Source organism: Halomonas sp. KM007 (assembly GCF_050709225.1).
In the GTDB taxonomy this organism is placed as follows: Bacteria; Pseudomonadota; Gammaproteobacteria; order Pseudomonadales; family Halomonadaceae; genus Vreelandella; species Vreelandella hamiltonii.
Window position 1 is genome coordinate 924784 of sequence record NZ_CP136131.1, and the last position, 23008, is coordinate 947791.

The following is a 23008-nucleotide window of genomic DNA, read 5'->3' on the forward strand; positions in this document are numbered from 1 at the left end:
TTCACGGCAGGATAACGCCCTGCCCACTTCCTGCCGATGAGAACCGTGATGAATGCACAGCAGCTAGTCGATGAACGCGGCGACCTCTGGTTGGCGCTCGCCCCGCTTTGGCTGGACCGCGAACCCACCGAGCGCGACTACGCCCGCATGATCGAGGTCATCGAACAGCACGGGCTACCGCTCAAGGAGCTCGAGTGGGTGTTCCGTATCGAGCTGGCCCCGGTGCTGTCACGCCATCAGCTGTCGGTGGCCAGCGAGTGGCGCAAGTTCGATGACTACAAGCTGATGAAGCAGCTGGTCAATCACAACCTGCGCCTGAAGGGTTGGCGGCGCAAAACCTGGGCACTGTTTTCGGGCTTGACCACCATGATGGTACGCCACCGTTGGAACGACCTGATGCAGCGGCTGATGGTCAGCCGGGGCGAGCTCTAGCCCCTTCACGCCTTGTCCAGCGCCGCCTCCACGGCCAGGCGCAGGCGTGGGCCATGGTCTCGTGGGCCAAAACGCGCCAGCACTTGCCCGTCTCTGGCGACCAGAAACTTGGTGAAGTTCCACTTGATGGCCCGCGTGCCCAGCACGCCTGGCGCTCCCTGCTTGAGCAGCGTAAAGAGCGGATGCGCGTTGCCCCCGTTGACGTTCACCTTCTCCATGAGCGGAAAGCTGACCCCGAACTGCTGCTCCCCGAAGGTGCAGAATGCTTCGGCGCTTTCGGGCGACTGCCGCCCAAACTGGTTGCAGGGAAAGCCCAGCACAGTAAAGCCACGGTCACGGTAGCGTTGGTACAGGCTTTCCAGCTCCTTGAGCTGGGGCGTAAAGCCACACTGGCTGGCGACGTTGACCACCAACAGCACCTGGCCGCGCAGCGCACGCAGGTTGAAGGGCTGGCCCTGATGGGTGTAGCAATCCTGTTCGTAAATGCTCATCACACACCCTCTTGCTATCGTCTGACGCTACCTTGCCACGAGGCGGCCTGCCAGCACCAGCCCGGCGGCTCACGCCTGCGCGAATTTTCCACCATGGCTGCTTATAGCAGTGGCCCCGCCACGACCCTCAGCGCCAGCGCGATCAGCAGCACACCGGTAACACGGTTGACCCAGTGGGCGTGGCGCTGCAGCCAGGGCAGCACTCGCGAGTGCGACAGCCCCACGGCCACCAGCACGTACCAGCCGCCATCGATGACCATCGCCGTGGCCACGATGATGCCCTTGGCCAACGGGCTCATATCCGGTGTCACGAACTGACTGAGCAGGGCCACGAAAAAGATGATCAGCTTGGGATTGCCCAGAGCCACCAGCACCGCTTCTCGGGCCGCCTGGCCTGGCGTGGTGACCACCGCATCGGCCGCCAGCGAGCTGGCGCGCCCGGCCCGCAAGGCTTTGATCCCCAGCCACGCCAGGTAGGCGGCCCCACCCCAGGTGATCAGCTGAAAGACCTCGGGGTGGCGTACCACCAGCGCGCCCAGCCCCAGCACGGTCAACAGGGCATAAAAACCCACGCCCAGGGCATGGAACACCGCCGCGGTCACGCCGGGCAGCCGCCCGCCCCCCAAAGTGTGGCGCAGTACCAGCGCGAGGCTTGGCCCCGGGGACATGGCCCCCATGGCACAGATGGCGGCCAGCGATAACCAGAGCGTCAGCGGCATGCGTTTCTCCATGAGTCCAGCGGTTGATCAGCGCACCAGTATACGCCAGCTCAAGCGCAGTCGGGTGGCTGCCTGGGCTGCGCGTCGTGGAATCCTTCCCCGGCCTTGAATACGGCCTTAAATAACGCTGTTAGCATGGTACGCTGTTGGGTAAAATTTTCCTTTTTCAGAACGTTCGGCAACGCCGATCAATGACGCCTGCCGTGCAGGCAGTTCATGGTTAATAAAGGACTTCAATATGGGTAGGGCGTTTCAGAACCGTAAGGAATCCATGGCCAAGACGGCCGCTGCGAAAACCAAGGTGTACAGCAAGTACGGGCGTGAAATCTACGTCTGCGCCAAGGCAGGGGGCACCGACCCCAATGGCAACCTTGCGCTGCGCGGCCTGATGGAGCGTGCCAAGAAAGACCAGGTGCCGTCCCACGTCATCGACAAGGCCCTCGACAAGGCCAGCGGTGCCGGAGGCGAGGACTTCTCGACCGCTCGTTACGAGGGCTTCGGCCCCGGCAACGCCATGGTCATCGTCGACTGCCTCACCGACAACCCCAACCGCACCTTTGGCGATGTGCGCGGCTGCTTTACCAAGACCAAGAGCAAGATCGGCACGCCGGGCAGCGTGAGCCACATGTTCGATCACTGCGCGATCTTCTCGTTTACCGGTGGCGATGAAGAAGCCGTGCTGGAAGCGTTGATGGAAGCCGACGTGGACGTCACCGACATCGAGCAGGAAGATGGTCGCATCACGGTATTTGCTCCGAACACCGATTACGCCAAGGCCAAGCAGGCACTGCTGGACGCCTTTGGCGAGATCGACTTCGAAGTGGATGAAATCCAGTTCCTGCCACAGAACACCACGCCGGTGGAAGGTGACGACGCCGCCATGTTCGAAAAGCTGCTGAACATGCTCAACGAGCTGGACGACGTGCAGAACGTCTTTCACAGCGCCGAACTGCCGGAAGAGAACGCCTGAGCGGCTAGCCCTTCAGCGCATCACCAGGAACGAAAATCCACCCTTCGGCCGTCGGCATCTCCGCTGGCGGCCAGGCAACCTGCTGGGGCGCATGCTCCAGTGCCCAGGCCAGCAACGCACACTGCCATGCATCGTGCATGTCCTGCTGGCGGGGGGTGGGCTGGTGCAGCACCGCCTGCCATTGGGCCGGGATCACGCAGCGCTGGCGCAAAGCGGCAAAGCCCTCGGAGCGTTTGGCGGGGGATGGATACCCCTCCACGACAGTCAGCTCCCCCTGCTCGCTCTGCCACTGACCGCACGCCACGCTATGCGGCGCAAAGCGCGCCAGCACGTGCATGCCTTTGGTGGCCTGGCTGCCAATCATGTCCTTGATGGGCGACAGCGGCGTAACGCCACGTTCGAACAGCCAACGCTCGGTGTGTCGGTAAAGATAGGGGTTTTCCTGAGAGCGGCCCAATGCCGCGACGGCTTCCCCTCTGGCCAGGGCCAGCAGCGCCTGCGGCAGCGCCAGCGGTGTATCCACCGCCATGAAGACCCGCTCACCACCGTCCGCCACGTGCTGGCAGAGCCCCAACAGGCGGGCGATCAGATCACCAGACGAGGCGGCGTCATTGAGCGTCTCGCGCAGATTGCCCCGCCAGGGCGCTCCTACCAGGGTCAGTGACGCATCGAGTACCACCAGCGCATCTCGGCTGGCCGGGTTATGGTCGCAATTCCAGCCGCCCACGTCCCAACCGATGTAGAGCCTCTCGCCCTGCGTCTTCATGTCCGCCCCGCGCCCTGGGCATCCATCAGCATCTCAGGGGGCAGTAGCGCGGGACGAATACCGGCATCGCTCAGAATCGCCTTGCCGCGTACCGTCAAATCGGTCACGAACAGGAACTGCTGACGCGGGTCGACGGGATAAGCACGGATGCGATAGTGCGTTCCCCAGGGTTTCTCCTCGGCCACGACGATGATGGGCTTGTCGAACGTCAGGTAGGCGCTGGTCAACGCCACGTCGCGCAGCGCCTGGCGCACCCAGCCGCCTTCGTGCTCGGGGTGCAGGTAGAAGCTGGCCACACACTGGAGGCTGGCGCCGCCATTGTTGGCGTTGTAGATGGCCGAATCCCAAAGCTTCAAGTGCGGCACGGCCACCAGATCATCGTCCGGCGTTTGAATCTCTACCGTACGCATCCCCACATGCTTGACCTCTCCGTAGGTGCCTTCGATATTGACCCAGTCTCCGGGCCGATAGGGCAGCTCGACGGCAGAGACCACGCCCGCAATCAGGCTGCTGACATACTCCTTCAGGGCAAAACCGATGGCCAGGCCTATGGCCCCCAACAGCGTCACCATGTTGCGTAAAGAGGGCTCGATGACGATGGGCACCGCAATGGCCAGGGCCGTGATCAGGATCAGCAGACGCGTCAGAGGCACCAGCGCAAAGACCCGAAACCTGATCGGGCCATGCAACCGATTGGCCAGCCAGTTGAGCCCCCGCTGGCTGGCAATGATCAGCACGATGGCACCTGCCAGCAGCAGCCCCAGGGTGATGAAGGCTTCGCTGTCCAGCTCGTTAAACAGGCGGGCATACTGTTCGTGATCGTCCATGGGGGCTCCTAAAGCGGGTCTACCAGGTAGTGTCTCGATTCCAGCAGTTGCCGAACGCTGGCGTAGCTCAAGGGTGCCACCTGCCACCGCCCCTGATGGCAGTGCAGCATGCCGCGACTGGCCAGCGCGAACCGAACGCTCACTATCTCGTGTTCCGAGAAAGGCAGCACATGGGCCAACGCCTGATCCTCCAGCCCCCCATGGATCAACAGGGTGTGCAGTAGCAGGGTGGCCAGATCGCCGGTGTCGGCGGGGAGCTCCGCATCCGCCAGCGTATCCAGCAGCCATAGCGATGTTTCGCCATGATCGGAACGGTTGCCCGTGTGAGCGCGGGCGTCCTCGGCCGGTTCACGCAGGCGCTCACGCCAATAGTGCCAGGCAATTCCCAGGTGGCCGCGACTATGGGCCGCCAACTGCTGGAGCTCCTTGAACACGCCCTTTTGTTTGGGGGAGTCCTCCAGCACGGGCTGTCGAGTACGGGTGCTGTAAACGGGCGGGCACTGGCCTGCGGCCTGGGAAAAATAGTCCGCCAGCTGTGCGCCTTCAAGCCCTTGCAGCGTCAACACGGGAACCCCTTCCAGCCCGACGGCCTGCTTCAGAAAGGCGTAGCTCCAGCTATCACACCCCAACACGCCCTGCCCCAGCCGCCCGCCCTGGGCACGCTCCACCAGCGCGCGCACGCCCTGCAAACCATAGGCATGACGCAGGAAATGCCGCTCCAGCGCCGGAATGGCCCAGCGCTTTGCCGGGGCAGCCGCCGTTACCCACGCCAGTTCTCCAGCCATGCGCTCGGCAAAGGTAGGCACCTCCAGGCACTCGATGCCGTGCTGGCCCGCCCAGTGGCCAACGATATCCGCATGCCCACCGTGGGGAGGCGACACGAACAGCACCAGCGGTGCCTCTTGATAGGCGGCCAGCGCCCGATGCAAGCTCATCGCGGCAGGCGTCCAATCCACCGGAGGCGCCCAGTGGGCGAGTTTCACTTCCGGCAAGGCGCGCAGTTCGCTCTCCAGTGCCGCCTGACGCCTGTCGGCACGGTTTCCCAGCATCCAGGCAGTGGCCACGCGCCAACTGCGCTTCCACTGGCTGGCCTGGGTATGCTGCGGTGTTTGAAAGGCTTCCAGTTCCACTACTTCCCACGGAGCTGGCGCTGCATTCGTCGGGCCTTGATCCATATCGCGCCTCGCGCCGGTAAAGTAGATCAAGATTAGCATGCCCCACGTACGACCACGCAGATAGCCGAACTTATCGTCTAGAATAAAGTCGTTAGGATAAGGCCAATACATTGATGAGCGATGCGCAGGAGGCAACGATGAGCGTGGTTGACGTCACCAGGGAAGAGCTACACGAGAAGCTTGCGAAGTGCATTGCTGGGGAGCGGGTGCTGATCGAACAGGACGGCAATCGGTTCAGCGCGCGCATACAGCACGTGGGTATGACGGGGGTCAAAGTGATCCCGGAGACCATCATCAAGAACAGTACCGGCGACCCCGGTGACATGAACGGTGTTACCGTGCCCTACGATGATATCTGGGAGCTGGAGGTCAAGGGCGTGGTATTCAGCTGCAAAGCGTAGCGAGCCCGTTCAGCGTCATTCCCTTTTCGCTGGTATGAAACACAACGCCCGCCATCATGGCGGGCGTTGTGCATATCGCTATCTGACACGGGCTCGATCTGCTCGGGTTCGATCACTTTACCTTCGATCAAGCGGTCACCCGATCAATAGCTGAGGCAGATTTTACCGAAGTGCTTGCCAGACTCCTGATGACGAAACGCGTCCGCGATATCGGCCAGCGCAAACTCCCGGTCAATCACCGGCTTCAGATTGGCTGTCTCGATCGCCTTGATCATCTCCATCTGATGGCGGCGGCTGCCCACGATCAGCCCCTGCAAACGTGCCTGCTTGGCCATCAGCTTTGCCGTGGGCACCTCGCCTTCACGGCCGGTCAGCACGCCGATCAGCGAAATGTGCCCACCGATTTTCACGGCGTCGATGGATTGCGGCAAGGTGCCCGGCCCACCGACTTCCACCACGTGATCGACCCCTTCACCGTGGGTCAACTCCAGCACGCGCTTGCCCCACTCCGGCGTGTCACGATAGTTGATGGTGTGCTCGGCACCCAGTTCACGCAGGCGCTCCAGCTTGGCATCGGACGACGAGGTGGCGATGACCCGAGCGCCCATCAGCTTGGCAAACTGCAGAGCAAAGATGGAGACGCCACCGGTGCCCAGCACCAGCACGCTATCGCCCGCTTTCAGCCCGCCGTCTACCACCAGTGAACGCCAGGCGGTCAAACCCGCCGTGGTCAGCGTGGCGGACTCGGCATGGCTGTAACCCTTCGGCTGGTGAGTGAACCAGTTGGCCGGGCGCACCACCTGCTCACGGGCATAGCCATCGACGCCGTCGCCGGGTGTGGTGGCAAAATCGCCTACCCGAGCGGGCCCTTCCAGCCAATCGGGGAAAAACGTCGAGACCACTGCATCACCGACGGCAAACTCCTCTACTCCCTCGCCCACGGCCTCCACGACCCCGGCCCCATCCGACATGGGGATACGGCCATCAGCGGCAGGGATCATTCCCGCCACCACGGCATAGTCATGAAAGTTCAGCGAGCTGGCGTGCAGGCGCACCTTGATTTCGCCGGGGCCGGGCTCGCCGGGCGCAGCGAGGTCGACGACATCGAGGTGGTCCAGCCCACCGGGGGCGCGTAGCTGTATGGCTTGCATCACTGTCTCCTTTGCATGCGCCAAAAATAGGCGACCGGTCTAGTATCGACTCTCTACGGCTACATGGGGGCCGCCTGTTCAGAATCAAGGTCATTGCCCAAAAAACCGCCCGACTGGCGCTGCCACAGGCCGGCGTAAATGCCGTTGCGGGCCAGCAGCTCCTGATGGGTGCCGCTCTCGACCAGGCGGCCTTCATCCACCACGATCAAGCGATCCAGCATGGCAATGGTCGAAAGCCGATGGGCAATGGCGATGACGGTCTTGCCTTCCATCAGGGCATCCAGCTGCTCCTGAATGGCGGACTCCACTTCGGAGTCCAGCGCCGAGGTGGCTTCGTCCAGCACCAGAATAGGCGCATTCTTGAGCAGTACCCGAGCAATGGCGATGCGCTGACGCTGGCCCCCGGAGAGCTTGACGCCCCGCTCGCCCACATGGGCATCCAGGCCCCGGCGCCCCTGTGGGTCGACCAGATCATGAACGAACGTATCGGCATGGGCGCGGCACACCGCCTGCCACACATCGTCGTCGCTGGCCTGGGGGCTGCCGTAGCGAATGTTGTCGCGCAGCGAGCGATGCAGCAGCGACGTGTCCTGGGTGACCATGCCGATCTGGTGGCGCAGCGACGTTTGGGTGACTTCCGCAATGTTCTGGCCGTCGATCAGAATGCGCCCTCCCTGCAAGTCGTAAAAACGCAGCAGCAGGTTCGCCAGGGTCGACTTACCCGCCCCAGAGCGGCCAATCAGGCCGATCTTCTCGCCGGGTCGAATGGTCAGGCTCAGCCCGTCGAACACGTGTCGGCTCTGCCCCTTGGCTTGGGCATACTGAAAGCGCAGGGCATCGAAGACGATTTCGCCTTTGGGCACGCTCAGCGCCTTGGCGTCGGGAGCATCCTTGACCGTCGGCTGCTGGGCGATGGTGTTCATGCCATCTTGCACCGTGCCGATGTTTTCAAACAGCCCGGCGACCTCCCAGAGAATCCAGTCCGACATGAAGCGGATACGCATCACCAGCGCAATGGCAATGGCCAATACCCCCAGCGAGATCGCCTCCAGGAACCAGGCCGCAATGGCCATGCCGGCGGTGCCGACCAGCAGCAGCGTATTGAGCAGCGTCAAGCAGACACTCATCACCGTGACCAGCCGCATCTGACGGTGTACGGTGATCATGAAGCCTTCCATGGCATCCTTGGCGTAGCGCTCTTCGCGCTGGGTGTCGGCAAACAGCTTGATGGTCTGAATGTTGCTATAACTATCGACGACCCGGCCGGTCATCTGCGCACGGGCATCCGCCTGAGCCATGGAAACGTCCCGCAGCCGGGGCACGAAGTAGCGCATGATGCCCAGATAGCCCACCAGCCAGGCACCCAGCGGCAGCAGCAGCCAAGGGTCGGCCCGCCCCAGCAGAATCGCCGCGCCGGTAAAGTAGACGATGGCGTAGACCATCAGGTCCATGACCTTGGTGACGGTCTCCCGCACGGCCAGCGCCGTTTGCATCACTTTCTGCGACACGCGCCCGGCAAACTCGTCCTGATAGAACGCCAGACTCTGGCTCAGCATGTGGCGATGCGAGAGCCAGCGGCCGATCATCGGGTAGTTGCCAAAAATGCTCTGGTGGGTAATCAGCGACTGGCCCAGCACCAGCAGGGGCAGCCCGACCACCACCGCCAGCCCTACACCCGCCAGCCACAGCCCGTGCTGCGCCCAGAAGTCGGCCCGCTCGACCCGGCCGAGCCAATCCACCAGCTCGCCCATATAGCTGAAGAACATCACCTCGGCGGCGGACACCACGGCAGTCATCAGCGACATCAGCAGCAGCCAGGGCCAGACTGGGCGCGAAAAGTGCCAGATAAACGGCAGCAGCCCTTGGGGAGGCGTCGACACCTCACCTTCCGGGTAGGGGTTTACGCGGCGCTCAAAAAACTGGAACAGCGGCAACAGCAGGCGTGACAACATGGGAAGTCCTTGACGAAGAAGCCTTTGAAGAGAGCCGAATGGCGTCTGTCAGTGCGCTCGGCGGCGGCTCAGCAGCCAGCGCGCCCAGAACGGCGCGAACACCATCAGGGTAATCATGCGCAGCAGGTGATGAAATGCCACGAAGACCGGGTCGATATCCAGGGCAACAGCCAGAATCGCCATTTCACCGATGCCACCAGGGGCCAGCGCCAGCAGCGCCACATCTCGGCCCACCCCTACGGTGCGATGAATGAGTTCGGCGAATACCGCCAGGGCCATCAGGGCCAGCAGGGTCGCCACGGCCGATTGCCACAGGTAGCGGCCCAACAACCGGCGGGTCATGCCCTGGAAACGCGAGCCAATGGCACTGCCCAGCACCCACAGCATCAGGTTCATGCCCCACTGGGGCAGCGCCAGGCTGGCCAGGTCAAGCCCCGACAGCAGGGCGGCCATGAGCAAGGGAGTCAGCAGCGCCGAGCTGGGGATGCGCAGCCAGCGGCCCAGCGGTATTAGCAGGGGAATGGTCAGCAACATCCAGCCGTGTTCCAGCGACGAAGCGGCTGGCCCCAACGAGCCCTCGCCCCCTTCAAAGGCCCAGAACAGCGGTGGCAGGAAGAGAATGACCAGAATAATGCGCAGCGACTGGGCTACGGCGATGCGCTGAGGGTCACCACCACACTTTTCGCCCAGCAGAATCATCGCCGTCATCGCGCCGGGGGCGGCACCAAACCAGGCGCTCACCGGGTCGAACCCGCAGCGCCGGTACCAGGCCGAGGCCACCGCCGTGGAGGCGGCCACCCCGAGCAGCAGCAGCGCCGCCGACAGCGGCCAGTCCAGCACACGATGTGCCAGCTCCGGCGTTACCTGGCTGCCCAGCACCAGCCCCATGACGGCCAGAAACACGTTGCGCAGCGGCTCGGGCACTGCAACGCTGGCGCCCTTGGCGGAGGCCAGCAGATTGGCCACCAGCGGGCCCAGCATCCAGGCCAGGGGAAGGTTCAGCAGTTGAAACAGCAGGCCGCCCAGGGCGCCGACACCCAGCGACACGGCCAGCGCTCTGGCACTGGCTGCACTGAAACGACTTCCCTTCACGCGCCCCTCCCTGAAACGTGACCTACTCAAGCACTGGCGACTGGCCGCCGGCACCCGCGCATATCGTTACCCTGCTAATGGATAGCCTAGTGTACACGATATCGGCGGCTAGTCTTCGTCGTCATCACCGCGCAGGCGCGCCAGGCGTTCGGCCTCCTCTTCCTTGGCGTCGTCGATGACTTCCATCAGCTCTGCCACGTTGGCAATGTGGCTGTCGAACTCGAAGTGGCCGGTCAGCTGGCTTTCGGGGTGCAGCTCGCCGGACTCATAGAGCGCCCACATCTCCTTGCCGTAGTGGGTGTCCAGCAGCTCCGGGGCAAAGCGGCCAAAATAGGCGCGCATGTTGTTGACGTCGCGCTCGAGCATGGCGGCGGCGTTGTTGTTACCTGCGGCATCCACCGCCTGGGGCAGGTCGATGATGACCGGGCCGTCGGCATCCACCAGCACGTTGAACTCGGATAAATCGCCGTGGATGAGACCGGCACACAGCATACGCACCACGTCCTGGATCACTTTGGCGTGATAGCGCAGCGCCTGCTCGTGGGTCAGGGTGACATCGTCAAGCCGCGGGGCCACGTCGCCTGCGGCGTCGGTGATCATCTCCATCAGCAGCACGCCATCCACGAAGCCATAGGGCTTGGGAACACGCACGTCGGCAGCGGCCAGCCGATACAGTGCGTCCACCTCGGCGGTGAGCCACGCCTGCTCCTGCTCTTTCTGACCGTAGCGGGTCTTCTTGGCCATGGCTCGCGCGCGGCGGCTATTGCGCTCCTTGCGCCCTTCCTGATACTGCACCGCCTGCTTGAAGCTGCGTTGCTTGGCCTCCTTGAAGACCTTGGCGCAGCGCGTCTCGTCACCACAGCGTACGACGTACACCTGCGCTTCCTTGCCGCTCATCAACTGCATCAGCACCTCATCGATCAGGCCATCGTCGACCAGGGGCTGTAATCGTTTGGGTGTTTTCATGGCTTGCTGCGCTGATCCTGTTAGTGACGAATGCGGCGCACTCGGAAAGCACGCCCCTTGAGTTTATCCCGCTCCAGCTTGGCCTGGGCGCGTTGAACGGCACCGCGCTCCACCGCCACGTAAGCGCTGCGGGCCAGTACCTTGATCTTGCCCACCTGATCACCGCGCAGGCCGCCTTCACTGGTCAAGGCGCCCAGAATGTCGCCGGGGCGCAGTTTGTCTTTCTTGCCACCTGCCAGCTGTAGCGTGGCCATGGGTGGCTCGAACGGAGTGCTGTCGGACGCCTTGGGCAGCGGCTCGGGGGTCAGCGGCTCGCCCAGCAGCTCCGCAAGGCGTTCGAGGCGATACTGCTCCTGCGGGGTCACCAGCGTGCAGGCGATACCGCTGGCACCGGCACGCCCGGTGCGCCCGACCCGGTGAACATGAACCTCCAGCTCGCGGGCGATCTGGTAGTTGAAGACGGCATCCAGCTGGGCGATGTTCAGCCCACGGGCGGCCACGTCCGTGGCAACCAGAATCGACGCACTCTGGTTGGCGAACAGCACCAGCAGCCGATCACGATCCTTCTGCTCCAGGTCGCCGTGCAGGGCCACCGCACTGAAACCTGTATCGACCAGACTGTCGGCCACCGCCTGGGTTTCGCGCTTGGTGTTGCAGAACACCACGCTGGTGGTGGGACGGGTGGCCAGCAGCAGCTGTTTCAGCGCCGCAAAGCGTGCGTCGTCGTTGGCCACGGCGTAGAAGTGCTGCTCGATGGTGGTGGCATCGTGGGTCTCCTCCACCTTGACGCTGACCGGGTCGCGCATGACACCCCGTGTCATGATGGCCAGGCCTTCGGTCGACTGCTCGTCCGGGAAGGTGGCGCTGAACAGCAGCGTCTGGCGGTCGGCAGGCGTGTCGGCAATGATGTCGTCGATGGTGGCTTGAAAGCCCATATCGAGCATGCGGTCGGCTTCGTCCAGCACCAGGGTCGTCAAAGACCCCAGCGTCAGCGAGCCTCTGCGCAAGTGCTCGTCAATGCGCCCCGGCGTGCCCACCACGATATGCGCACCGTGCTCCAGGGAGGCCAGTTGCGGGCCAAAGGCCGCACCACCACACAGCGTCAGCACTTTCACGTTGGCCATGCCGCGCGCCAGACGGCGCAGCTCTTCGGCTACCTGGTCTGCCAGCTCCCGGGTCGGGCACAGCACCAGCCCCTGCACGCTGAACGCTTCCACTCGGAGCTGAGAGAGCAGCGCCAGGCCAAACGCGGCGGTCTTGCCCGAGCCGGTCTTGGCCTGGGCCATCACGTCGCGGCCCGCCAGCATGGGCGGCAGGCTCTGCGCCTGAACCGGCGTCATCTGGTGATAGCCAAGGGAGTCCAGCGTGGCAAGCAGCGCAGGCGACAGCGCAAGAGATGCAAAAGAGGTATCTGACACAAGAAATTCCTGAAGGGGCATGAGGCCCAGCGATTCGATAATGTGAAGCACCATACCAGAAAGCGCCCTGCCCTGCCTGACTGGGAGCGGGCCGCCCTTGGCATGGCGTCAGGCGGAGAGCGCCGCGAATTGCCCATGGCTCAAGGCCGCCAGGTCATCGGGGGAGAGCTCGATCTCCAGCCCGCGGCGCCCGGCACTGACATACAGCGTGGGCCACGCCTTTGCAGAGGCATCGATGAAGGTGGGCAAACGCTTTTTCTGGCCCAGCGGGCTGACGCCGCCCAGCACGTAACCGGTGCTGCGCTCCACTGCTTCAGGTGCTGCCATCGCCGCCTTCTTGGCCCCTGCGGCCTTGGCAATCTGCTTCAGCCCCAGCTGGCAATCGACCGGTACGATCCCCACGGCCAGCTGCTTGCCATCCAGGCTGACCACCAGCGTCTTGAACACTTGTGCCGGTGAAACACCCAGCTTTTCGGCGGCTTCCAGACCATAGGACGTGGCCGCTGCATCATGTGGATAGTCGTGTACCTGAAAGGCAATGCCTGCTTGCCGTGCACTATTGATGGCCGGGGTCATGGAGGTCTCGTGAGTTGAACGTGGCGGTGGACATCTCATCGTCTACTGCCAAACTTAATAGCGTGTCAACGCTTTGGAAGTCGCCAGTGTAATGCTCATGACCGGGCGCAAATTACGCTGCTTGCAGTGCTGCTCGACGCTTTCCACGATCTCTTCGGCGTCATCGATCTGCTGCTTGTCCAGTTGGATATCCACCATCAGGAAACTGCCCACCTGGGCCAGGCGCACATCGTCGTCGGCAATATCGAAATCCGCCACTTCCTGAATCACTTCCTGACGAACGCTGCCCACGGGCTCACCGAACATCAGTTCACGCAAGGCATCCTTGACCATGCGAATCGGCATGGGCAAGAAATAGCCCGCGATAATCAGCACCATGACCGGGTCGGCGAACCGTGCCAGATGCGCCCAGGGCGTCAACGTCAGCCCCCAGGTCAGCACGAACCCCAGCATCACGGCGGCACTCAGCCAGGTATCCATCTGCCACTGACGAAGCTCGGCATTCAATAGCGAAGACTTGGCAACCCGCGCATGGCGCGCCAGCCACCACCACGTCACCAGACACCCCGTGACGTTGACCACACCAAAGATCAGAGCCAGGTCCAGGGTCACCAGGCGGCCTCCCTGAGCCAGGCTCCACAGCGCCGAGACCAGCGAAAACAGGCAGACCAGGGCAATCACCACGCCTTTGAGCAGCACTGCCAACGGCTCTACCGTCAGCCGCCCAAAGGGGTAGTGATCATCAGCGGGCTTGCGCGCCTGCTGAAGGGCAAACAGCGACAGCGAGGCCAGCACTAAACTTAATAGCGAATAGCCGCTGTCGAAGAGTATCGTGATCGAGCCACTGGCCAAGCCGATCGCCAGGCCGGTAAACGCGAACAGACTGGCAGAAATGGCGGAAAATCTGAGCGCACGGCGCTCTGCGATGAAGGGGGTCACGCGAATTGCTCCATGAAAAGTAGGTATAGCGCGAGGTATCATAGGGAGACCTGCCACGTTAAACCAATCGCTCAGCGCCAATATTATTGGCACCCAGGAAGGCAACATCATGCGCGCAGAACAGGTGGAAGCATTTATCGAAGTGACCGAACACGGCTCCTTTGCGGCGGCGGCTCGGCATACCGGCATGAAACGCAGCACGCTCAGTGCGGCCGTGAACGCACTGGAAGATAGCCTGGGGGTGGCGCTGTTCGAACGCTCGGGCAACAGCCTGCAGCTCACGGCGGTGGGCGAAAGCGTGTTGCCGGACTGCTACCGCCTGCTGACCAGTGCCAGCCGGATCAAGAAGCATTGCCAGCAGCATTTGCAAGGCGTCGAGAGCCAACTGTGCATTGCCCGCGACGATGCGCTGCCAGAAGCCTTCTGGCGTCAGGTCATGCACGAACTGAAGCAGCGCTACCCGCTGACCGCCATTTCGGTGTACTTGCTGCCCCCGCAAGAGCACCCACAGTTCGTGGTGCGTCAAACCGTGGACATCGCTTTCGGCCTGTATACCGCCGAGGGCACCACGGTGAAGGCCAATCATCTGGCACCGGTCAGCATGAGCCTGGTGGCCGCTCCCGATCACCCGCTCAGCCGCCTGCCCAGCGTCACCCGAGATGATCTGGCCCAGTACACGCAGGTGTGCCTGACCTTCGACCAGGGCGACAGGCTGGTCAGCGAAGCGCTGTTTTCGACCAACTACCTGGGGTTGACGATGTTCGAGGTGATCCGTGATGCGGCGATCAACGGCACCGGCTGGGCACTCCTGCCCTACCCGCTGGTCAAAGGAGCATTGGCCAACGGCCAGCTCTGCGCGCTCAATCATGACCTGGCGCTGGAGAGCCACTACTACCGCTACGTGGAGGGCGAAAGCCTTGGCGTGGTAGCCACCGCGCTATTGACCAGCGTTACGCGTTTTCTGAGCGCGACTCGCTAGGCCTCGAACGTCATCACCACAGGGATCAATGACTACGTTGAAATATCGCGGTAGCGAAAATGGCCAAAGCCTTCCACGCTATAAGCAAGTACTTAACAAGGAGGAGCAGGACACGCTAGCGAAGCGGCACAGGTAAGTGTCATCCAAGCGTAAAGAGCATCTGCCAGTGTCGGTATTGCCGTCAACCAAGGAGTAGTTTCCGCGATGGTACGACTCGATAAGAAAGCCACCAGGCTGTATGTGCTGGATACCAACGTCCTGATTCACGACCCCGCCGCGCTCTATCATTTCGATGAGCACGATGTGGTCATCCCCATGACCGTGCTTGAAGAGCTGGACAAGCACAAGAACGGCATCCGTGAAATTGCCCGCACCGCTCGCCAGATCAGCCGCACCCTGTCCGACCTGACCAATCAGGTCACCTTCGATGAAATCCAGAAAGGCATCCCCATTCCACGTATCAGCGGGGAGTCCGGTCGGCTGCACTTTTTGTGCTACAACGACCTGAAGCCGTTCGACGCGCTGGATGACAGTCCCGACAACCGCATCCTGGCAGAGACCTGCCGCCTGCGTGACGAGCGCCCGGATGCCTCGGTGATTCTGATCACCAAGGACATCAATCTTCGCGTCAAGGCTGCCGCGCTGAAAGTGCCCGTCGAGGACTACCTCAACGACCGCGCCTTCTCCGACAGCGATGCGATGATCGAAGGGGCCAAGGTGTACGAGGCCGCGGGCCTGGGCGGTGCCTCGCTTTGGGAAAGTCTCAACGTGGAGGTCAATGTCGAGCGCGTCGCGCACCACACTTTCTACCAGCTCTGCGGCACCATGCCCAGGGACTGGCATGTCGGCATGCTGGTGTCGGATAGCGAAAACGGCGCGGAATTCGAAGCCATCGTTCGGGAGCTATCGCCCTCCTCTGCCCGCTTGCAGCTGCTTACCAACTACCGCCACCACGCGGGCGTCTGGGGGGTACACGCCCATGACAGCCGCCAGAACTTTACCCTGAACCTGCTCATGGACCCCGAGATCGACCTGGTGACCATTGCCGGTAATGCGGGCACCGGTAAAACCTTCATGACCCTGGCCGCCGCGTTTCAGCAGACCCTGGACAGCAAACGCTTCGAACGCATCGTGTTCACTCGAGCCCCCATTCCCATGGGCGAAGACATCGGCTTTCTGCCGGGCACGGAAGAGGAAAAGATGTCACCGTGGATGGGGGCCTTCCATGACAACATGGATAACCTGCTACGCAACGAAGAGGGAGAGTCGAGCTGGGACAACGGTGCCACGCGGCAGCTGATCGGCTCGCGGGTGCAGATCCGCTCGCCCAGCTTCATGCGCGGGCGCACGCTCAACGATACGTTTCTGATCATCGACGAGGCGCAAAACTTCACGCCCAAACAGCTCAAGTCGCTGGTGACACGGGCAGGACGCAACACCAAGATCGTCTGCCTCGGCAACGTGGGGCAGATCGACACTCCTTATCTGACCGCCAACACCTGCGGCATGGCCGCCGTGGTGGAGCGGTTCCGGGATTGGCCCCATGCAGGTCACATAACGCTGAAAAGCGTCGAGCGCTCACGGCTGGCACTGGCAGCAGAGGAACTGCTTTGAACAGCCACTGACGTCGTCGTCCTACCATCCAACCCACGACCGCACAGCCTGGCTGGGCGGTCGCCGCTGCTCAATCCTGCGAGTCGCGATCCTGCCAAGGGGTCTTCACGCCCACCGTATCCGCGGCAAAGGCGTCTCTGTCACCCAGCGGGCGCGGCTCGCCGGTGGTGGTGTCCTGGTAGGTCTGGCGCTCCATTTCACAGTTGATTTCGGCCCCCAGCAGCACCACGAAAGCCGACATCCAGAACCACAGCATCAGCGCCACCACGGCGCCCAGTGAACCGTAAAGCTCGCTGAAAGAGGAGAAGTAGCGCACGTAAAGCGACACCCCCCCAGACCCCAGCAGCCAGGTGGCGGTGGCCAGCAGCGTGCCGTAGCTCAGCCAGCGCCACTTGGCCGCTCGGCGGTACGGTGCAAAGCGATACAACAGCGCAATCAGCAGGCTCATCAGCACCAGCAGCGCTGGCCAGCGCAGCCACTGCAACAGCTTGTCAAAGGGAGGCTCCACCATCAGCCACTCCACCAGCATGGGCACCACGGCAATGAACCCCAGCGACACCAGGGTCATGCCGATGAGCCCGAACGTCAGCGCCACCAGCACGACCAGGCGCAACAACGCGGGGCGCTTTTCACGCTCGCCGTAAACCACGTTGAGCCCCACCACCAGCGCCGACACCCCTTTGGAAGCGATGTACATGGCCACCAGCAGCCCTGCCAGGGCGGCCATGACGTTGCCACGCTGGGCGCTTTCCACCACGTCCTGGGCCTGTTGATCGATCAGGTTGGCCGCATCGGGCGGCATGAAACGGCTGATCTCGTATAGCTGGCGCCCTGCTTCTACCGGGTCGAACAGCAGCCCCCAGATGGAAATCACGGCGGCTATGGTGGGGAACAGTGCCAGCAAGGCGTAGAACGCCACGCAGGCAGCGTACATGGTCACTCGGTCTCGGCGGGCCGCCCTCAACACGCGCCAGCCGATATCCAGCCAGCCCAGCCGGGGTATGTCATCCGGCGTCATGGCCTGACGCCCTCGCTCCTCCTGGTACGCTTGCGACCCCGCCTGCGGCTTGCTCATGCCCGTCCCTCCCACATCAACAGTAGCGCCAGCAGCACGGCCATGGCCATCATCAGCCCGCTGCCGTGCTGGCGCAGCCAGGGCTCTGCACGCAGGCTGTGCCTGAGCAGCTGCATGGTCGTTCGCTCGAAAGCCAGGCTGTGCGCCACCGACGCAGCTTTGACGCGCCCCAGCGCATCACTGAAGCGCTGACAGCCCTGCAGGGCATAGCCTGCCAGCGGCGCGTACAGCCACCATAGATCGCCCGCTGGCGGTGGAGAAACTTTCGCACGCTGGCGCAGGGAAAGCGCTACCACCAACGCCAACAGACCCACCGGGAAAGGCCAGACGATACCGGCCCACTCGGCCAACGGCGGCACCTCGGCACCGTACAGCGGCAGCCACAGCGGGGTGGCCAGCGCGGCCACCACGGCGGCCAACCAGGCGCCCCACTGCATGGGGTGGCTGCCCCCGCTCTTGCGCAGCTGCCACTGCCGCCACAGGCACACGCTCACCAGCAGCGAGGTGCCCACGGCCGCCCAGGTCAGCAACAGCACCAGCGTGGTCAGTTGGGCATCGTAAAGCACCGATTTGACTCCCCACTTGCTGACCAGCCCGGCTGCCAGGGCACCTGTCAGCGATACGCCCGGCAGCGCCATCAGCGCAAACAGCAGCGGTATACGCCAGCGGGGCATGTGTTCGCTGACGCTGGTTCCCATGAACAGCGCCCCTTTGGCCAGCGCATGATGGGCCGCAAACAGCACCAGTCCGGGCAGCAGCAGTAGCCACGCCTGAGGCACCGTCAACCCGGTGCCTACCAGCGCCGTCAGCATGCCCATCTGGCTGATACTCGAATAGGCCAGTACGGCCTTGGGGTGACGCTGCCACACACCATACAGGGCAGCCCCGAACGCAGCGGCCAGCCCCAGCGCCATCATGGCCTGGCCCAGCAGTACCAATTCAGGCGCCAGGCCCGACTCCCCCAGGGGCAGCACGTTCAGCCAGCCCAATAGCCCGGCCTTGATCATGGCACCGCTGAGCACCGCGCTGGCAGGCGCAGGGGCGACCGGGTGGGCCAGCGGAAGCCACACATGCAGCCCCACCACCCCGGCCTTGACGCCAAACCCCAGCCATAGCAGCAGTGCCATCCAGGCACCGTGCTCCGAGCGGGCAATGGCCTCGCGAACGCCCTCCAGGGTCAAGGTGTCGATGGAGCCAGCCGCCCATAGCAGCCCCCCCAGAATCAGCCCTTCGCCCAGCACGGCGAGGATCAGGTAGGCCCGAGCCCCCAGCCGTGCCTCGGCGCTGCCGCTATGCACCACCAGCGCGTAGGCGGCAAAGGTCATGAGCGCAAAGCCCAGGTAAAAGCTGGCAATGTCCTGGGCAAGGATCAGCAGGACATTGCCCAGCAGGGCCAGGGGCCACAACAGCGTCAACCGCTGCAAGCGCCGCTGGGCGTCGTCATCGCCCCCTCGAGCCAAGGCTTCCTCGGCGGCAAAGTAGCCCCGGGCATGCAGCGCTGCCAGGCTCCATAGCAGCGCGCTGAAGGCCAGCCAGGGGCGGCTGAGCGCATTCAGCTCCCACCAGCCCCCCAGCATCCAGGCTTCCAGCACCCAACGGCCTTCACCCATATAAGCCAGCAGTAACGCAGGCCAGGCGGCGCTGACCCATAGCCACGAACAGTAGCGCCGCTGCGCTGGCGGGGTGCGGTAGGCATGCCATACCGCCCCGGCAGCCACGCACAGCGGCCAGAGCAAGGCCACGGCCAGCAGCAGTGTCGTCATCATGGTAGATACTCCCCTACCGCCACCCGCGTTGCCCAATCCAGAGGGCTAAACGGCAAGCCTGCCAGCAACCCGGCCCCCAGGCTGGCCAGCGCGGTAAACACGGCTGGCCACAACAGCCAGCCATGGGTTTCCAGGCGCCCCAGACGCTGCTCGTTGGGCCACGCACCCACCCCGTGATCGGGCCCCTGCCGGAACCAGAGCCGATGCAGGATAGGCAGAAAGTAAATGGCGTTCAGCGTGCTGCTGGCCACCAGTACCGCCACCACCCAATACATCTCGGCCTGAATGGCACCAATGCCCAGGTACCACTTGGTGATGAACCCCGCGATGGGCGGCAGCCCGATCATGCCCAGCGCCCCCACGGTAAAGGCCAGACTGGTCAGCGGCATGCGTTTGCCAGCACCATCCATCTCATCGATGCGATGGATGCCCAGCTCTTCGGCGTAGTTGCCCGCGCAGAAAAACAGCGTGACCTTCATCAGCCCCTGGTGGAGCAGATGGGCGAGCGCACCGATGGTGCCGAAAGGCCCAAACAGGCTGACCCCCAGAATCACATACGACACCTGACTGATGGTCGAGAAGGCCAGCCGTGGCTTGAGTTCCTGCTGGGCGATGGCCCTCAGCGAGCCGTAGATGATGGTGATGGAGGCCGCGATGGCCAAGGCCGTGGTCACCCCCAGTTCGACGCTCAGCTCGATCCCGTAGAGGTCATAGATCACGCGGAGAATGCCGAAGGCCCCCGCCTTGACCACCGCCACGGCATGCAGCAGCGCACTCACCGGAGCAGGCGCCACCATGGCTCTGGGCAGCCAGCCATGCAGCGGCACCATGGCCGCCTTGACCGCCAGGCCGCCGACCAGCAGCACGAAAATCAGCGTCAGCAGGCCACGGTGGTCGGCCAGGTAAGGCGACAAACCCCGCTCGGAAGCAAAGGAGTGGTCGCCTGTCAGGCTATACAGCAGCACGGCCCCCAACAGCAGCACGACCCCGCCGGTCAGGGTGTAACGCAAATACACGCGCCCTGCCGCCAGCGCCTTGGCGGTGCCCGAATGCACTACCAGCGGGTAGGTCGAAAGCGTCAGCATTTCGTAAAAAATCAGGAAGGTAAACAGGTTGCCGGAGAGCGCAATGCCCAGCGTGCTGGCCACGCAGAGGCTGAAAAAGCCAAAGAAGCGTTTGCGATTGGCCGCATGCTCCAGGTAGCCAATGGCGTACACCGTGGTGCACAGCCAGAGCAGCGATGAGAGCCCGGCGAACATCACGCCCAGCGCATCGGCACGCAGCACGAAATCGACGCCCTCGACAATCTGGAAGCTGAAGGTGTCCTCGTAGCCTTCCGCCACGCGCCCGACCATCAGCACGACCAGCACGATCTTGCTGACCGCCGCCAGCAGGTTGATGCCGGTACGCCAGCGCCGCGCCTCTTCGGGTAGCGCAAAAATGGCCACGGCGGCCAGCATGGAGGTCGCCAGTGTGGTCAGCGGTAACCAGGCTGCGTTCATGCGCCACCTCCTTGTAGCAGGGCCAACGGCAAGTGGGCCAACAGACCCAGCAGCAGCGCGGCCAGGGCAAGCGCCAGTGCCACCGCATCCATGCCCGGCGCCAATGGCTGGTAGTCATGGCGCGGTGCGGTTTCATCGAACGAGTAGCGGAAGACCCTGAACACGTAGGCCGCGGTCAGCAGCGTTCCCGCCAGTAATGCTGCAACGGCAAGCCACTGCTGAGTGAGCACCATGGCCTGCAGCAGCAGCCACTTGGCCGTGAAACCGCTGCTGGGTGGCAGGCCCATCAGCGTGATGGAGGCGATGCCGAAAGTCAGCAGTGAGAGCGGCAATCGGCGGCTGGTGCCCGCCAGCGCTTGCAGAGCACTCTTGCCGGTGGCCAGCAGCAGATTGCCGGCCGCCAGAAACATCGCCGCCTTGGCCAGCGAGTGCCCCATCAGCTGTAGCCAGAAACCCTCCCAGGCCAGCGCCTGGGGCAGTGGCGAGGCTTGCGGCCCCAGCAGTAGCGGAAATGCCACCATCAAATAGCCCAGCTGGCCCACCGTGGACGAGGCGATCAGGGTTTTCAGCGATTCTGCCCGCCATGCCACCAGCCCGCCCCACAGGATGGCCGTCATTCCCAGCCAGCCCACCAGCTGCGGGGCCAGCCAGGTATCGGGCAGCAGCACGCTCCACACCATCAGCAGAATGAACAGCGAGGCCTTGATGACCAGCGCCGCGTGCAGGGCGCTCACTGGCGTCCAGGCGTTTTCGTGCACCGGGGTCAGCCAGCCATGCAGCGGAAACAGTGCAGCCTTCAGCGCCAGCCCCGCGCCCATCAGTGCCGCCGCGACCCAGCTCACCGGGCCTGGCTCGACGACTTGGGCCAGGCCCATCAGCGTCAGTTCCCCCCAGTACCCCAGCAGCAGGGCAATGCCCAGCAGGAACGCCAACGACCCCACCAACGCCAGCAGCAGGTAGCGCATACCGGCCTTGAACGCACGGCCCTTGCCCGACAGCAGCAGCATGCCGACGGCGGCCAGCCCCATCAGCTCCAAAGCGGCGTAGAGGGTCAGCAAATCGGCCGCCATCCAGATCAACGACAGCGCGCTCACCAGAACGCCCATGAGCGGCCACAGCCAGCGCCCCTGGGGGCCAGGCTGGGAAAGCGCCAAGTGCCCAGGGGTATACAGCGCAGCAGCCAACGCGACCCACTGGGTTATCAGCAGCATGAAGCCGCTCACGCCACTGAAGCGCAGCGCCAGATCCACCCCTGCCAGCTGCCATTGCCAGCGCAACACGCCCGCCTGCTGGGCATCCATGACCATCCACAGGCCTGCTACCAGCACCGGCGTACAGGCCAGCAGGACGGGCACCATGCGCGCGGGACGCAACCAGGCCCCCAGCAGGCCTATCAGGGTAGGTAGCAGCAGAACGACCAGCAGCGCCCAGTGGGTCGACCACAACGGCTCGAAAGTGCTGTCATGCAAGCCAAAACGCCAGCTCATTGTGAAGCCTCACGGGGGGCCAGGGGGGCTGGCTGCTCATCGACCAAGGCCGACACCCCTTCCAGCTGCAGCAGATGCCGTATCAACAGCACGCCCAGCAGGGTGCCCAGCCAGGCAATCAGCAAGCCCACGCCAATCAGCGCCTGGGCATTGGGCAAGGGGCCCACCATGCCTGCCAACAGCAGAAACACACCCGACCCCAGCACATTGAAGGCCATCAGCCGACGCAGCCAATGTCGATGCAGTGCAAAAGCCCCCATGGACGCCGAGACCATGACGACCGCCGCCAGCATCAAGGGGTGTTCGCTCAACGAGTAGGCCATGTCGGGCAAGAGGTAGCGCAGCGCGGCGCCGATCATCACGCTCCACGCCAGCGCCAGCAGCCCACGGCTGATGACATGCCCGGCCCTGTGCTGCACTCGGTCGTAGTGGGCAGCCTCCGGGTGAGCCGAGGGAAATGCCTTCAGGGCATAGAAGAAGCTGCCGCCGGTGAGCGCGCCACCCAGCACCAGCTCCATCAGCCCCAACCAGGGCGCCTGCCACTGCCACCAGGCCAGGCTCATCAGCAGCGTGAACAGCAAAAACAGCCGACAGGTCCGCCGCAGATGGCGGTCCAACAGACAGGCAAGCGCCACTGCCACCAAGCAAAGCGCCAGCCCAGCTTCCAATATATCCACCGACATCATGAAGTGCCTCCGCCTATCCTGTGC

At 63.6% G+C, this 23008-nt stretch carries 22 protein-coding genes; 5 read left to right on the top strand and 17 right to left on the bottom strand.

What is annotated here, in order from left to right; genetic code table 11:
• Nucleotides 1-48 precede the first annotated feature (48 nt).
• Nucleotides 49-432: a DUF7079 family protein gene (locus RVM27_RS04330; protein ID WP_039175751.1), complete on the top strand. Its 384-nt coding sequence runs from the start codon at nt 49-51 to the stop codon at nt 430-432.
• A 5-nt stretch (nt 433-437) separates the two neighbouring features.
• On the opposite strand, the gene RVM27_RS04335 is transcribed toward RVM27_RS04330, so the two are convergent.
• On the bottom strand, nt 438-923 hold the full coding sequence (locus RVM27_RS04335) for a glutathione peroxidase (protein ID WP_016916405.1): 486 nt from the start codon (nt 921-923) through the stop codon (nt 438-440).
• A 101-nt stretch (nt 924-1024) separates the two neighbouring features.
• The gene (locus tag RVM27_RS04340) at nt 1025-1642 is read right to left on the bottom strand and encodes a LysE family translocator (RefSeq protein ID WP_486996315.1); all 618 of its coding nucleotides are present in this window, start codon (nt 1640-1642) and stop codon (nt 1025-1027) included.
• Nucleotides 1643-1880: 238 nt separating this feature from the next.
• On the opposite strand from RVM27_RS04340, the gene RVM27_RS04345 reads away from it, so the two are divergent.
• Complete coding sequence (locus RVM27_RS04345) at nt 1881-2612, top strand: YebC/PmpR family DNA-binding transcriptional regulator (protein WP_498957440.1); 732 nt, start codon at nt 1881-1883, stop codon at nt 2610-2612.
• A 4-nt stretch (nt 2613-2616) separates the two neighbouring features.
• Here the strand turns inward: RVM27_RS04345 and RVM27_RS04350 are convergent, their stop codons facing one another.
• The 3 genes from RVM27_RS04350 to RVM27_RS04360 are packed head-to-tail and all read right to left on the bottom strand — an operon-like array spanning nt 2617 to nt 5380.
• On the bottom strand, nt 2617-3378 hold the full coding sequence (locus tag RVM27_RS04350) for a DUF429 domain-containing protein (RefSeq protein WP_498957441.1): 762 nt from the start codon (nt 3376-3378) through the stop codon (nt 2617-2619).
• Entirely contained in the window at nt 3375-4205 is an 831-nt protein-coding gene (locus tag RVM27_RS04355) for a mechanosensitive ion channel family protein (protein ID WP_039175745.1), read from the bottom strand. Before RVM27_RS04355 ends, RVM27_RS04350 begins: the two co-directional genes overlap by 4 nt.
• Nucleotides 4206-4213: 8 nt before the next feature.
• Nucleotides 4214-5380: a hypothetical protein gene (locus RVM27_RS04360; RefSeq protein ID WP_498957442.1), complete on the bottom strand. Its 1167-nt coding sequence runs from the start codon at nt 5378-5380 to the stop codon at nt 4214-4216.
• 137 nt (nt 5381-5517) lie between these two features.
• On the opposite strand from RVM27_RS04360, the gene RVM27_RS04365 reads away from it, so the two are divergent.
• Nucleotides 5518-5781 carry a hypothetical protein gene (locus RVM27_RS04365; protein WP_498957443.1) on the top strand — a complete coding sequence of 88 codons (264 nt, stop codon included), beginning with the start codon at nt 5518-5520 and terminating at the stop codon, nt 5779-5781.
• A gap of 143 nt (nt 5782-5924) precedes the next feature.
• On the opposite strand, the gene RVM27_RS04370 is transcribed toward RVM27_RS04365, so the two are convergent.
• The 7 genes from RVM27_RS04370 to RVM27_RS04400 all read right to left on the bottom strand — a co-directional run bounded on the left by RVM27_RS04370 (nt 5925) and on the right by RVM27_RS04400 (nt 13875).
• The gene (locus RVM27_RS04370; RefSeq protein WP_498957444.1) at nt 5925-6932 is read right to left on the bottom strand and encodes a zinc-dependent alcohol dehydrogenase family protein; all 1008 of its coding nucleotides are present in this window, start codon (nt 6930-6932) and stop codon (nt 5925-5927) included.
• A gap of 59 nt (nt 6933-6991) precedes the next feature.
• Nucleotides 6992-8884 carry an ABC transporter ATP-binding protein gene (locus RVM27_RS04375; protein WP_498957445.1) on the bottom strand — a complete coding sequence of 631 codons (1893 nt, stop codon included), beginning with the start codon at nt 8882-8884 and terminating at the stop codon, nt 6992-6994.
• Between the two features lie 48 nt (nt 8885-8932).
• A complete protein-coding gene (locus RVM27_RS04380) occupies nt 8933-9976 on the bottom strand; it encodes an AbrB family transcriptional regulator (protein ID WP_498957446.1) in 1044 nt (347 codons plus the stop codon).
• A 108-nt stretch (nt 9977-10084) separates the two neighbouring features.
• Complete coding sequence (locus RVM27_RS04385) at nt 10085-10942, bottom strand: PA4780 family RIO1-like protein kinase (protein ID WP_498957447.1); 858 nt, start codon at nt 10940-10942, stop codon at nt 10085-10087.
• Nucleotides 10943-10962: 20 nt separating this feature from the next.
• Entirely contained in the window at nt 10963-12360 is a 1398-nt protein-coding gene (dbpA, locus tag RVM27_RS04390) for an ATP-dependent RNA helicase (protein WP_498957448.1), read from the bottom strand.
• A 108-nt stretch (nt 12361-12468) separates the two neighbouring features.
• Nucleotides 12469-12936 carry a Cys-tRNA(Pro) deacylase gene (gene ybaK / locus RVM27_RS04395; protein ID WP_039175734.1) on the bottom strand — a complete coding sequence of 156 codons (468 nt, stop codon included), beginning with the start codon at nt 12934-12936 and terminating at the stop codon, nt 12469-12471.
• 54 nt (nt 12937-12990) lie between these two features.
• Entirely contained in the window at nt 12991-13875 is an 885-nt protein-coding gene (locus RVM27_RS04400) for a cation diffusion facilitator family transporter (protein ID WP_287806373.1), read from the bottom strand.
• A gap of 109 nt (nt 13876-13984) precedes the next feature.
• Here RVM27_RS04400 and RVM27_RS04405 point away from each other — a divergent pair, with 109 nt between their 5' ends.
• On the top strand, nt 13985-14854 hold the full coding sequence (locus RVM27_RS04405) for a LysR family transcriptional regulator (protein ID WP_189462632.1): 870 nt from the start codon (nt 13985-13987) through the stop codon (nt 14852-14854).
• A 204-nt stretch (nt 14855-15058) separates the two neighbouring features.
• Nucleotides 15059-16468: a PhoH family protein gene (locus RVM27_RS04410; protein WP_287806371.1), complete on the top strand. Its 1410-nt coding sequence runs from the start codon at nt 15059-15061 to the stop codon at nt 16466-16468.
• A 70-nt stretch (nt 16469-16538) separates the two neighbouring features.
• Here RVM27_RS04410 and RVM27_RS04415 read toward each other — a convergent pair whose 3' ends face one another.
• Genes RVM27_RS04415 through RVM27_RS04435 form a run of 5 tightly spaced genes read right to left on the bottom strand, consistent with a single transcriptional unit; the run spans nt 16539 to nt 22984 of the window.
• Nucleotides 16539-17543 (bottom strand): YihY/virulence factor BrkB family protein, encoded by a 1005-nt coding sequence (locus RVM27_RS04415; RefSeq protein WP_498957449.1) that lies wholly within the window; start codon nt 17541-17543, stop codon nt 16539-16541.
• Nucleotides 17540-19309, bottom strand: a complete 1770-nt coding sequence (locus tag RVM27_RS04420) for a proton-conducting transporter transmembrane domain-containing protein (RefSeq protein WP_498957450.1) — start codon at nt 19307-19309, stop codon at nt 17540-17542. Before RVM27_RS04420 ends, RVM27_RS04415 begins: the two co-directional genes overlap by 4 nt.
• Entirely contained in the window at nt 19306-20811 is a 1506-nt protein-coding gene (locus RVM27_RS04425; RefSeq protein ID WP_498957451.1) for a complex I subunit 5 family protein, read from the bottom strand. Before RVM27_RS04425 ends, RVM27_RS04420 begins: the two co-directional genes overlap by 4 nt.
• Nucleotides 20808-22298, bottom strand: a complete 1491-nt coding sequence (locus RVM27_RS04430) for a complex I subunit 5 family protein (protein ID WP_498957452.1) — start codon at nt 22296-22298, stop codon at nt 20808-20810. Before RVM27_RS04430 ends, RVM27_RS04425 begins: the two co-directional genes overlap by 4 nt.
• Nucleotides 22295-22984: a Na(+)/H(+) antiporter subunit B gene (locus RVM27_RS04435; RefSeq protein ID WP_498957453.1), complete on the bottom strand. Its 690-nt coding sequence runs from the start codon at nt 22982-22984 to the stop codon at nt 22295-22297. The genes RVM27_RS04430 and RVM27_RS04435 overlap by 4 nt, the downstream gene beginning before the upstream one ends.
• Between the last annotated feature and the right edge of the window lie 24 nt (nt 22985-23008).